The organism is Bradyrhizobium sp. BRP20, from assembly GCF_020194215.1.
In the GTDB taxonomy this organism is placed as follows: Bacteria; Pseudomonadota; Alphaproteobacteria; order Rhizobiales; family Xanthobacteraceae; genus Bradyrhizobium; species Bradyrhizobium yuanmingense.
This window is the reverse complement of the sequence record NZ_JADYVY010000033.1, coordinates 26,923-38,528: the sequence shown is the minus strand read 5'-3', so window position 1 is coordinate 38,528 and position 11,606 is coordinate 26,923. Positions and strand designations below refer to the sequence as shown.

The following is an 11,606-nucleotide window of genomic DNA, read 5'->3' as shown; positions in this document are numbered from 1 at the left end:
TTTTCCTGCATCGCAGGGCATGGCCGGCGATGTTGCCATCTTGCTCAATTGGGTGACCCAGTACGTGCCTCCGAGGCTACCCGTCGCCGCGCCGGTCGTGGCCGACATCGTTAGCCGCCCTGCAATGCCCCGATCGGCGGGCGCTTCCGTATCATGTCTGTCGTCCACTTCGGAAAGCGCAGCGCCAAATCGCGTCGAGCTCACGTACGAGACCGTCGAATGGTCGCCGCCGGAAGGCGCCCGCCTCACCGATGCGCTATATGAGGAGTACGGATTACAGTCCATCCGTATTCCCGGATCGTGCTCACATCCGACGAAACTCGTGCAGTCCGCGGCGATGGCGTCCGTTGCGCCGCCGAAGCCGTCCTACCGTCCGCATCTGCCTTCAAGTCTGGTGGCAGATGGAGTTCTATCGGACGCCCAGGTCGAGAGCATCATTTATGCTGGCGAGGCGCATTCCGAATTCCTTGCGGGCTCCTGGACCGTCGATGCGACCTTTGATGTTGTGGCGGCCGCGCGCGACGACGCTGAGAATGCCGTCCGCTTTCGCCGCGGCTGGTTCTTGGGCGATGGCACCGGCGCGGGCAAGGGGCGGCAGGTCGCCGGCATCCTGCTCGACAATTGGCTCAATGGCCGCCGCCGGGCGGTCTGGATCAGCAAATCCGACAAGCTGATCGAGGATGCGCAGCGCGACTGGTCCGCACTCGGCATGGAGCGACTGCTCGTTACGCCTCTGTCCCGGTTTCGCCAGGGCACACCGATCCGGCTTTCGGAAGGCATCCTTTTTGCCACCTACGCCACGCTACGCACCGACGAGCGTGGCGAGAAGCTTTCGCGCGTAAGTCAGATCGTTGAATCGTTGGGCTCCGACTTCGACGGAGTGATCGTCTTCGACGAGAGCCATGCCATGCAGAATGCGGCCGGTGGCAAGGGCGAGCGCGGCGATCAGGCGGCCTCTCAGCAGGGGCGCGCAGGCCTGAGGCTCCAGCACGCTTTGCCCAATGCTCGGGTGGTTTATGTGTCGGCGACGGGCGCCACCACGGTCCACAACCTCGCTTATGCCCAACGCCTCGGCCTTTGGGGCGGTGCCGACTTCCCATTCGCCACACGTGCCGAGTTCGTTGAGGCAATCGAGCAGGGTGGGGTCGCGGCGATGGAGGTTCTGGCGCGCGACCTCAAGGCGCTCGGTCTCTACGCCGCCCGCTCATTGTCCTATGAGGGCGTCGAGTACGAACTCGTCGAGCACCAGCTTACACCGGAGCAGGTTCGCATCTACGACGCCTATGCCGATGCGTTCAGCATCATCCATAACAACCTCGATGCGGCGATGCGGGCCGCCAACATCACCGGCGAGACCGGAACGCTGAACGGGCAGGCAAAATCCGCGGCTCGATCCGCCTTCGAGAGCGCCAAACAGCGCTTCTTCGGTCATCTGCTGACCTCGATGAAAACGCCGTCGCTCATCCGGTCGATCGATCGCGATCTCGACGCCGGCCATGCCGCCGTCATCCAGATTGTTTCAACAGGCGAAGCGCTAATGGAGCGCCGGCTCGCCGAGATCCCGACCGAAGACTGGGGCGACGTCCAGGTCGACATCACTCCGCGCGAATATGTGCTCGACTATCTCGCCCATTCCTTCCCGGTCCAGCTCTACGAGCCCTTCACCGGCTCGGAGGGCAATCTCTGCTCTCGGCCTGTCTATCGCGATGGCCAGCCAGTCGAGAGCCGGGAAGCCGTCGCACGACGCGGCCGCCTCATCGAGAAACTCGCCTCGTTGCCCCCGGTACCCGGCGCGTTGGATCAAATCGTCCAGCGCTTCGGCACCGACATGGTCGCCCAAGTGACCGGCCGCTCGCGCCGTATCATTCGTAAGGGCGACCGGTTGGTGGTCGAAAACCGAGCCGGTTCGGCCAATCTCGCTGAGACATCGGCCTTCATGGACGACGTCAAGCGAATCCTCGTGTTCTCCGACGCGGGCGGCACGGGGAGGAGCTACCACGCCGAGCTGTCGGCCCGGAATCGCCGCTTGCGGGCCCACTATTTGCTTGAGCCCGGCTGGAAGGCGGATGCTGCGATCCAGGGGCTCGGCCGCACAAACCGGACCAATCAGGCGCAGCCCCCGCTGTTTCGGCCCATCGCGACCGACGTGAAGGCCGAAAAGCGCTTCCTCAGCACCATCGCGCGCCGGCTCGACACATTGGGGGCCATTACGCGCGGCCAGCGCCAGACCGGAGGACAGGGCCTCTTCCGGCCCGAGGACAATCTCGAAAGTCAGTACGGGCGCGATGCTTTGCGTCAACTCTACATGCTGCTGGTGCGTGGCAAAGTCGACGGCTGTTCGCTCGAGAAGTTCGAGGATGCAACCGGCCTGAAGCTGACAGATGCCAATGGGCTCAGGGATGACCTGCCGCCGATCACGTTCCTGAACAGGTTGTTGGCGCTCACCATCGACCTGCAAAATGTCCTGTTCACTGCTTTCGAGCAGCTCTTGACCGCCCGGATCGAGGGCGCGGTCGCATCGGGCACGTACGATGTCGGATTGGAAACGCTCCGCGCCGAAAGCTTTGTCGTCAGCGGCCGGCGGACGATCTATGTCCATCCGCGCACAGGTGCCGAGACGCGGCTGCTCAGCGTCATCCAGCGCCAGCGTAACCATCCCGTTGGTTTGGATGACGCCCTTACTCGTCTTTCCAATCCTGCCGTCCTGCTGATCAACGAGAGCTCAGGAAGGGCCGCCGTGCAGGTTCCGGCCGCGAGCATCATGCTCGACGACGGCGACATCGAGCGCCGCGTCCGCCTGATCCGCCCTATGGAGCAGCACCAAGTCCGACTGAACATGATGGCGGAGAGCCATTGGGTCGAAGCGGATCGCGAACGTTTTGCCGCGGCCTGGCTGGCGGAGCTCGCCGAGGTGCCTGAGTTCACGGAAAGCACGATCCACGTAGTGGCCGGCTTGCTGTTGCCCATCTGGAAATGCTTGCCGAACGAATCGACCCGCGTCTATCGGCTCCAGACCGATGCGGGCGAGCGCATCATCGGCCGCAAGGTTTCTGCGGCGTGGGTCGCAAACGCCTTCGCGGCGGACGCGCCCACGCTGACGCCGGATGCTGCGTTTGCCGCGATGATGGAGGGACGTACCGTCCTCGACCTCCCGGAGGGGCTCCAGCTTCGCCGCGTCCCGGTGATGGGCGCTTGCCGCATCGAGCTGTCGGGATTCAACGACACGATGCGCGATCGCCTCCGTGCTTACGGCCTCTTTGGAGAGATCATCTCCTGGAAGCTGCGGATGTTCGTGCCTACGGACGAAAGCGGCATAGAAATCCTGACAAAGGTGCTCGACACATATCCGGTCGCGCGAGTCAGTGAGCGGGAAGCCGCGTGATGTCCCCCGCGCCTTGCGAACTGGCACGCCGTCTCGCGCGCGAGGCCGAGGCAGTGTGCCGATACTATCTCTCCAATGGCAAGCGGGCGGGGCGGTACTGGGTGGTCGGTGATGTCCACAACACGCCGGGCCGCTCGATGTTCGTGCGGCTCCAGGAATCGCCGAAGGGCCCAGCCGGCAAATGGACTGACGCTGCAACCGGCGAACATGGCGACCTCCTCGACATCATCCGCGAATGCCGAGGTTTGCGCGACTTCCGCGAGGTTGCCGAGGAGGCGAGGCGCTTCCTAAAGCTGCCGCGTCTCGAGCAGCAAGCTGCTCCGAAACCCGTTCGTTCGCTTGCACCGGCCGGATCGCAGGAAGCCGCCCGCCGGCTCTTTGCGATCTCTAGCCCGATCGAAGGTACCGTGGTCGAGACGTATCTGCAGCGTCGTGGAATAGCCCGCATCTACCATGGGGGCAGCCTTCGCTTCCACGCTCGTTGCTACTATCGGCCGGACGAGCACTCGCCGACCGAAACCTGGCCGGCGATGATTGCCCGCGTCACGGACCTTGAGGGGCGGATCACGGGAGCGCACCGAACCTGGCTCGATCCACACGGCTTTGATCGCATTCGTCTCGGCAAGGCTCCGATCGACACGCCACGACGGGCCATGGGCGACCTGCTCGGCAACGCCGTCCGCTTCGGCGTGGTGGACGACGTGCTCGCCGCGGGCGAGGGGATTGAGACCATGCTTTCATTGCGTTACGTGCTGCCGACCATGCCTATGGCCGCGGCGCTCTCGGCCAGTCACCTGTCAGCCATGTTGCTGCCGTCTGGCCTGCGTCGGCTCTATATCGCCCGCGACGCCGATGCCGCCGGAGATGCCGTGCAGGCTGCTCTCACCCAGCGCGCGCAAGAAGCCGGCGTTGAAGCGATCACCCTGTCGCCCCGGCTGGGGGATTTCAACGAAGACCTGCACATCTTCGGTCTCGAGGCCCTCCGAGCAGAGTTACGGCTTCAACTCGCACCAGAGGACGTCGTCCGCTTCCTGCATTCGTCGACAGTAGCCGCAGAATAGGCCGGTGCTTCGATCGACGTTGATAGCTCGGTCGTTCCAAGGCCATTGCCGGAAGAGGACGCGACCTCGGCCTTCTAGAGGGCGATCGGACGGCAAGCGGACCGGGCCGGCAATGGCTACGCCCGGCTATTTTCCGCCGCGCGCTGGCGATGAGAAGACATCAGCCATTAGACCGGCGCGCTTTGCATCGCGAAGCAAAATAGCCGGCCTCCGCCATCCTCCGCTGCCGCTTCGGCCCTTGCGGGTTCTGGCCCGTTCCGCCCGCCGTCTGAGTGATCGCCACGAAGGCCGCGATGGGCGCGGCCGATCCGGAAAAGGATCACTCCAATGACCGACAACGACGATATCGAACCGCCGCACGCCTCTTCTCCAACTGACCACGTGCTGACCGAACTACAGCTCTTCGGCTACCGTCCCTTCGACGACCAGCCTGACCCACGACCGCTCCCCGAGGGCAAGATGATCGCTGGCGCCGTCGCCGATGTGTTCGACGCCCTGGTCGCGACGTTGAGCGACACGCGGCTCGAGCCGGACCTGGGCGATCTGCTGTGGTCGACCGTCAACCTGTTCCATCGAGCCGTCGACCGCATCGAACGCCATCTAGACGATAACGAGCAGGCGCAGCAGAAGAGCCAGCGCGAGCAGAATGGCTCTGAGGTCCGATCAGTCGAACTCGAGCGCTTGACGGCTGAGGGCATCACTTTGATCGAGCGCCGCAACTGCCTGGAACTCTTCCGCGATCAGGCCATCGAACGCTTTGAGACTCACACCGGATCCTCCTGGCGCCCTCGATCGGGATCACTGGTGAATCATCGCACGCTGACCGCAGCAATGATCGACTCCCGCGACTTCATCGCAGCAAAACGTCGCGCTGAAACCGAGGTCTTGTTGGCGGAAGGACCGAAGATCGCACTCACCGGCGGGCTAGACTTTAATGACTACCACCTCATCTGGGACCGCCTCGACAAGGTTTACGCCAAGCATCCCGACATGGTCCTGCTCCATGGCGGCTCGCCGAAAGGTGCGGAGCTTATCGCCTCCAAATGGGCGACTAATCACAAGGTGCCTCAGATCGCATTCAAGCCTGACTGGACCAAGTACGCCAAGGCAGCCCCATTCAAACGCAACGACGCCATGCTCGAACTCCTGCCGATTGGCGTCATGCACTTCCCGGGCACAGGAATCCAGGACAACCTGGCGGACAAAGCAAAGCGCCTCGGCATCCCGGTCTGGAGGTTCGGCGGCACATAAGCCGTCTTCTCGCCTCCAAACAGTTGGAGCGGGGGCATGCGCCGCAACTCCGCCTCCTTTCGGTCTCATGTTCAGAGTTGCGCCGTGGTGGTGGTGGAAGGCGCGACTGGTACATCTATGCACATGGAGCCACCACCATGCTTGCCCTTGGGCTTGCCATCAACACACTCGGCATCGGCTTGTTCTGCTGGGCGATCTTTGCGCTCGCTGTGTATGCACTGCCGTTTTTCGTCGCTCTCAGTATCGGAATGACTACGTTTCGGAGCGGCGCCGGCCTCATTGGTGCGGTACTTATCGCGACGGCCGGCGGTGCGCTGACGCTCGTCCTCGGCCAAGTCGCCGTCGCAATTACCCGGTCCTTGGCTTTGCGCATCGCGATCGCGACAGCATTTGCTATTCCCGCCGCCGTTGCCGGCTATCATGTGGTGTTCGCCCTGTCCCAGATTGGGGTGCCTTCGTTGGTTTGGCGTGAAGTCTCCGCTTGCCTGGGCGCGGTTTGCATTGGCGTTACGTCATGGACGCGCTTGATCGTTCCGGCGGAGACCCGCCCGTTCGAGCCGGGTAGGGTGGTGGAGAGTCCGTCCTAACCAGTTCTTACGGCCGGAAGGCCTGAGAGATGACCATTTACCTCCTTCATCGTCGAACAGGTTCGCATAGATCGGCGCGCTGAACGGGAGCGATCGAGCGCGGTAGAGGCAGTCCGCCTCGGAGCTCTCGATCAAGCCGCCGGCGTTCGGGTCTGGCCCACGCAGCCGCGGCGGAGCGGTGTTGCGCCGATCCATTCGTGGGAGACGATACCGCCCTTTGCAGAAAATTGTTTCTCTTTCTGCGCTGAATGGTTCCGACCTCTTGTTCAGCAAAGCCGATATGAGTCATGTCTTCTCCTGAGATTGCGGTTCAGCACGCCGACGCACGTGGCCTCATGGATGGCTTGATCTGGCCGAAGACCGGCTTCGCCTCGATCGTCTGAGCCGCAACGCCGTTGATGCGACTTTCTTCCCCTGGGCTTCGCCCATTCCTCGCGAGTCAAGAAAGTCGCCACAACGGCGTCCTCCGCTGCGCTCCGGCCCGCGGGCGGGTGCGTCGCCGATCGTCTTCGCCCCTAGATCGCCATCGAGGCCGCGGTGGTCGCGGGCTCGAAACACAACAGGAGAAGTGACATGGCTAACATCGGTTCTTTCAAGAAGGTCGGCAACGATTTCCAGGGCGAGATTGTCACCCTGAGCCTGCAAGCCAAGGGCGTCCGCATCGTCGCCGAGACCAACCGGTCCAACGACAACGCCCCCAGCCACCGCATCTATGTGGGGCGCGCGGAGATCGGCGCAGCCTGGTCGAAGCGTTCCGAGGAAGGCCGCGACTACCTCTCACTCAAGCTCGACGACCCCTCGTTCAACGCTCCGATCTATGCGAACCTCTTCGAGGACGAAAGCGGCGAAGGCTACACGCTCCTCTGGTCGCGGCCGCGTAAGAACGGTGAGTAAGCTCGCTCAATCAAGCCCCGCCCGGTTCGCCGGACGGGGCACTTCGCGCCCGGGCTGAGGTGCGGATTACGATTTGCTAAGCCGCGCAGCCCTTTTGAGCGGGTCTTCCGGCTCGCCCCCTAATGCTTCAGCAATCTGCCCGAGCACGGTATCGCTTGCTGATGCGTCGCCGATGGCGCCGACATAACGGCGATTAGACCCGCACGCTCGGCCAGCTCCTCCTGCGTCATTTGTAGATCATGGCGTTTCCGACGCAGAGTCACAGCCATGATCTCTTGAGATCCATGGCGATATGGGAAACTGACCGGAACGATCGTTCTAGCAACGATCGTTTCTATTCGTGTCCGAACATGCTATCGATGTGACGACGCTACGTGCGCGACCGAGCTCGGCCGTGTGTCTACCCAAGGGCTATCCTGGATTCCAACGCGCATCGGAGACCATGGCGTAGCTTATAGGCGTTCTAAAAGCGGGTATGATGCAGGAGCGAGCCCCAGATCCAGACGTAGCTGACAGTGCGCCGAACGAGCCGACGTTGACGGCCTATAACGAACAGCATGTCGTCACGTACGTTCGCCTTCTGCACGGCCGACGGTGAGGGGGCGGACTGGGGCGAAGTGGCTCAAGTGGTCCGACCGAGAGCCGGACCGTGCGCGGCGCGCATATCAGAGTCATCTTGCTCGTGCCAAATGGGTGACTGAGCAAGGGCGACTCTTACTCGGCGCCTGTCCGGCAAGAACCGCGTCCCCGATCGCGCTTAGAAGACCCACGATCTGCGTAATCGAACGATCCGCCTGGTGCAAGCCGGCCTCGCGTTGATGCGCGGTGGTCACCGCAAAAAATTCTGCGGCCCGGGCGCAGGGATGGGTAGCGTCGTTCCCAAGGCGTGCCGAAAACCGCTCCCTCCATATTCGGCATCCCCCTCCGAGAACCTGCTCCTCCATGATGGCCGCACACACGCTAGCGCCGCCATCCGTGGTGCGCTGTCATCCTGGAATCCCCAAATGCCCGATCCGATGGCCGGTCTACCCCCGCGCTTCCTGCGTACCCCGGAGGCCGCGCGTTACCTCGGTCTCTCCGGTCGCACGCTGGAGAAGCACCGCACGTACGGCACCGGACCAACATATCGGAAGATTGGCGGACGTGTCGTCTACGCCGTCGATGACCTGAAAGCGTGGGCCGACCGCGGCGCCAAGACCTCGACATCCGATCCCGGCAAGGGGACCGTGCTGCCCGCCAAGAAGCATCCGGCCCTGCGTCCCTATGCAGGTCAGGAACGTCGCTGATAGCCGCGTGAGAGCAGTGACCATGCGGCGCAAACACCATTCCGAGCGCGGCCAGCTTGAGCTCTTTCGGGCGCTGCCCGGCGATCTCGCGCCGCGAGATGCGCAGGATCTGATGGCCTATCCGTTCTTCTCGCTCGCAAAAACGAAGCGGATTGTGCCGATCGATTTCCGCGCAGGTGCGATCTCAATTCGTGTCGAAGCTGTTCCGGAACACGGCATGGCGACCATTTGGGATGCAGACGTTCTGATCTGGGCCGCGTCTCAGATCGTCGAAGCCCGGGATGCGGGCCTGAAGACGTCGCGTCTGATGGCTGCAACGCCATACGAGATTCTAACGTTCGTTGGCCGCGGCACCAGCGCACGCGACTATCACCGTCTGAAGGCGGGCCTCGACAGACTTCAGTCAACGACGGTGCTGACGTCGATCCGCCAGCCGATGGAACGACGACGGCATCGCTTCTCCTGGATAAACGAGTGGAAGGAGACGGCGGATGCAAATGGCCGCCCATTCGGGCTCGAGCTGATCCTGCCGGATTGGTTCTATGCCGGCGTCATCGACGACGCGCTCGTGCTGACGATCGACCGCGCCTATTTCGAGCTCACCGGCGGACTTGAGCGGTGGCTTTATCGTCTTGTGCGCAAGCACGGCGGTCGGCAGGACGATGGCTGGAGCTTTGACCTTGCACACCTCCATGCCAAGTCCGGCATCCTCTCGCCGCTCAAGCACTTTGCTTACGACGTACGTCAGATCGTCCAGCGCCAGACATTGCCCGGTTATCAGCTCGTGCTCACACGGGATCTGAACGGCATCGAGCGGCTGAACTTCGCGCCAACGCCTGTTGATCCCCTGACGGCACGCTTGCGCCGGCGCGGTCTCATTCCAAATTCGGAGGACAACCTGTGAATCAGTTCGTGCTATCGAGGACCGCAATGCTCGTGCTATCGGGGACCCGATCCTCGTGCTATCGGGGACCGGAATCGACCTTAAAGGCTTGTTTCTCTGCGCTTTCCGGCCGCTCTAACTTTACTAACCAGAAATCCTTCGGATTTCTTCTAACGGACCAGGCCGCAAAGCGCTTGGGAGGTGGCCGGCAAAGCCGGCCCGTTCGCCCTGCTGGCCTTCACAAGCCGTACACGCACTTCCCGGCCGTCGAAGCGAACGGCTCCGAGGTCGAGCGTAGGGGAGCGGCGGTATGAGTGATCTTACCGAAGTAGAAGTGCTGTGGCTCGACCAGCGTATCGAAAACCGGATTCGGTTCGGTCGTGTCGTCAAGGAAAGGGAGCTTGAGCGCCATCGGCGCGTCCTGTCATTTGCGCCGGGCAGCATCTTTGCTTTCGCCCGATGGACCTCCAACGACTTTGGGGCAATCATTTCGCGGATCGACATCTTGCGCGCAGTCGCTCCGGGACAGCGCTGCTCGACCGTGCCGTATGTGAAGCCCGGCGGAGAGATTTTGCTGCGTCTGTCCGGCTGGCCGAAGGTCGAACGAGTGCTGCAAATGATCGATGCCGTTGAGGCACTCGGCATCGATCCTGCTGATGTCGCGCCCGATCATTGGCATCACGTTCATAACCGCCTGTCGGTTAACGAAAACCCGCGCCCGTATACGAAAGCGCGCCACCAGGCTTGGCTTCACCGTCAGAGGATCATGCGATGACGGGCCGCATGAAGACGCTGACCACCACGTTTGGTGTCGCTGCTGCGCTCATCGCGACGATCGTCCTGGAGCCGCTTCCGCTTTACATCTGGAACGCATCCGCAAGCGTGCCAATCGGTCTCTACCGCCTCCGACCGGCAGACCAATTCCAAGTTACTGAATTAGTCGCCGTGCAGCCGCCGGAGCCGCTCGCGACCTTCCTCGACCTAAACGGCTATTTACCCATTGGCGTCCCCATGCTGAAGCGCGTGCTCGCCCTTCCGGGGCAAAGTGTTTGCAGAACCGGCCTCGCGATTTCGGTCGACGACGTCGCGGTGGGCGAGGCGAAGGATCACGACAGACGGGGCAGGCCGCTGCCGAAATGGCAGGGCTGCCGCGTCGTTAGCGACGGCGAGCTGTTTCTGATGAACTGGCAGTCGGACGACTCTCTTGATGGCCGGTATTTTGGATTTCTTCCGGCGTCTAGCGTGATCGGCCGTGCGATGCCGGTGTGGACGTGGAGGAGTAATCATGCGTATTCGAGGTGTTCTCCTTGCCATTCCCTTGCTCGATCGATTGTGGGATCATTCCGTCGTCTCGATCGATGTCTGCAAGGCTGGCGCGAGCCCGACCGCGTCCTTTGGTCGGTTGGGCACGCGTGTTTGCGCTGTCGTGCCCCCGATGCTTCTTCTGACCGCGGGTGACAGTGCTGCTTTGGCCCAGAGCGGATCAGCCGCCCAGCCGACGATCAGTCAGACCGCTCACTCATTTGCCGGTTTCATCAATGAAGCCTCACAACGCTTTGCGATCGCGCCGAACTGGATCCGATCAGTCCAAAGCATCGAGAGTGCTGGTGACGTGCACGCCAGATCGCCAAAAGGCGCAATGGGCCTGATGCAAATCATGCCGACGACTTGGGCGGAACTTCGCGAGCGCTACAATCTCGGGAACGACCCCTACGACCCGCACGACAACATTCTGGCCGGCACGGCGTACTTGCGTGAACTGTTCGATCGGTATGGCTCGCCTGGCGTGTTCGCCGCGTACAATGCGGGACCATCTCGCTATGAAGAGCATCTCGCAGGCGGGTCTCTGCCAGAGGAGACGCGAGCATACGTCGCAAAGCTTGCAAATTTGCTTGCCATCGAACTGCCGCCGGGGTTGACGTCCAGCGCACAGTCATCAGCAGCTGCGACGCTATTCGTTACTCGACCCGATCTCATGAAGACGCGCGATCGGTTGCTGGCGCTTGTGCCATCGAGCGGTGTCATGACCGCAATTTCGGCGCCCGATGTTTCGCGCATGGTCCCCCGACCTATTGGCGTGTTCGTCCCTCGATCGGATTCGGGAGCATCGCAATGACCAAGTGTGCGGGTTCGCAAGCTGATGGCGTGTGGGCGATGCCTTCGGCCCGCGCTCTACTCGTCGCTTCGCTCCTCACCGAGCCACCCTTCGGGTGTCTCGGCCCTTCGGGTAACGATCGCTATCGCAAGCGCTCGGAAGCAGCG

At 62.5% G+C, this 11,606-nt stretch carries 9 protein-coding genes and 3 pseudogenes; 11 read left to right on the top strand and 1 reads right to left on the bottom strand.

What is annotated here, in order from left to right; genetic code table 11:
* From I6F33_RS36485 to I6F33_RS36465, 5 genes are all read left to right on the top strand, one after another.
* A partial coding sequence (locus I6F33_RS36485; RefSeq protein ID WP_225145692.1) for a strawberry notch family protein occupies window positions 1-3,382 on the top strand: 3,382 nt, incomplete at its 5' end.
* Complete coding sequence (locus tag I6F33_RS36480) at window positions 3,382-4,443, top strand: toprim domain-containing protein (RefSeq protein ID WP_225145691.1); 1,062 nt, start codon at window positions 3,382-3,384, stop codon at window positions 4,441-4,443. The genes I6F33_RS36485 and I6F33_RS36480, both read left to right, overlap by 1 nt.
* Window positions 4,444-4,770: 327 nt before the next feature.
* Window positions 4,771-5,694, top strand: a complete 924-nt coding sequence (locus I6F33_RS36475) for a DUF2493 domain-containing protein (RefSeq protein ID WP_225145690.1) — start codon at window positions 4,771-4,773, stop codon at window positions 5,692-5,694.
* A gap of 137 nt (window positions 5,695-5,831) precedes the next feature.
* On the top strand, window positions 5,832-6,281 hold the full coding sequence (locus I6F33_RS36470; protein WP_225145689.1) for a hypothetical protein: 450 nt from the start codon (window positions 5,832-5,834) through the stop codon (window positions 6,279-6,281).
* Between the two features lie 573 nt (window positions 6,282-6,854).
* A complete protein-coding gene (locus tag I6F33_RS36465; RefSeq protein WP_128948358.1) occupies window positions 6,855-7,175 on the top strand; it encodes a DUF736 domain-containing protein in 321 nt (106 codons plus the stop codon).
* Window positions 7,176-7,241: 66 nt separating this feature from the next.
* On the opposite strand, the pseudogene I6F33_RS36460 reads toward I6F33_RS36465, so the two are convergent.
* Window positions 7,242-7,444, bottom strand: a pseudogene (locus tag I6F33_RS36460) (helix-turn-helix domain-containing protein).
* 209 nt (window positions 7,445-7,653) lie between these two features.
* On the opposite strand from I6F33_RS36460, the pseudogene I6F33_RS36455 reads away from it, so the two are divergent.
* The 6 genes and pseudogenes from I6F33_RS36455 to I6F33_RS36430 all read left to right on the top strand — a co-directional run.
* Window positions 7,654-7,883: pseudogene (locus tag I6F33_RS36455) on the top strand (DUF2285 domain-containing protein); the annotation flags it as partial.
* Between the two features lie 296 nt (window positions 7,884-8,179).
* Window positions 8,180-8,461, top strand: coding sequence for an AlpA family transcriptional regulator (locus I6F33_RS36450; protein WP_008561544.1), 282 nt, complete (start codon window positions 8,180-8,182; stop codon window positions 8,459-8,461).
* Window positions 8,462-8,483: 22 nt separating this feature from the next.
* Window positions 8,484-9,365 carry a replication initiator protein A gene (locus I6F33_RS36445; protein WP_225128623.1) on the top strand — a complete coding sequence of 294 codons (882 nt, stop codon included), beginning with the start codon at window positions 8,484-8,486 and terminating at the stop codon, window positions 9,363-9,365.
* 289 nt (window positions 9,366-9,654) lie between these two features.
* The gene (locus I6F33_RS36440; protein WP_225145688.1) at window positions 9,655-10,119 is read left to right on the top strand and encodes a DUF2840 domain-containing protein; all 465 of its coding nucleotides are present in this window, start codon (window positions 9,655-9,657) and stop codon (window positions 10,117-10,119) included.
* Window positions 10,116-10,619 (top strand): annotated as a pseudogene (locus tag I6F33_RS36435) (S26 family signal peptidase); the annotation flags it as partial. The gene I6F33_RS36440 and the pseudogene I6F33_RS36435, both read left to right, overlap by 4 nt.
* A 160-nt stretch (window positions 10,620-10,779) precedes the next feature.
* Window positions 10,780-11,460 (top strand): lytic transglycosylase domain-containing protein, encoded by a 681-nt coding sequence (locus I6F33_RS36430; RefSeq protein WP_346656704.1) that lies wholly within the window; start codon window positions 10,780-10,782, stop codon window positions 11,458-11,460.
* Window positions 11,461-11,606: the final 146 nt, after the last annotated feature.

What these genes read in the sequence shown, in the direction of transcription:
- I6F33_RS36445 (WP_225128623.1), top strand. Translation starts at nt 8,484, where the DNA reads ATGCGGCGCAAACACCATTCCGAGCGCGGCCAGCTTGAGCTCTTTCGG.
- I6F33_RS36440 (WP_225145688.1), top strand. Translation starts at nt 9,655, where the DNA reads ATGAGTGATCTTACCGAAGTAGAAGTGCTGTGGCTCGACCAGCGTATC.
- I6F33_RS36480 (WP_225145691.1), top strand. Translation starts at nt 3,382, where the DNA reads ATGTCCCCCGCGCCTTGCGAACTGGCACGCCGTCTCGCGCGCGAGGCC.
- I6F33_RS36465 (WP_128948358.1), top strand. Translation starts at nt 6,855, where the DNA reads ATGGCTAACATCGGTTCTTTCAAGAAGGTCGGCAACGATTTCCAGGGC.
- I6F33_RS36475 (WP_225145690.1), top strand. Translation starts at nt 4,771, where the DNA reads ATGACCGACAACGACGATATCGAACCGCCGCACGCCTCTTCTCCAACT.
- I6F33_RS36430 (WP_346656704.1), top strand. Translation starts at nt 10,780, where the DNA reads ATGCTTCTTCTGACCGCGGGTGACAGTGCTGCTTTGGCCCAGAGCGGA.
- I6F33_RS36450 (WP_008561544.1), top strand. Translation starts at nt 8,180, where the DNA reads ATGCCCGATCCGATGGCCGGTCTACCCCCGCGCTTCCTGCGTACCCCG.
- I6F33_RS36470 (WP_225145689.1), top strand. Translation starts at nt 5,832, where the DNA reads ATGCTTGCCCTTGGGCTTGCCATCAACACACTCGGCATCGGCTTGTTC.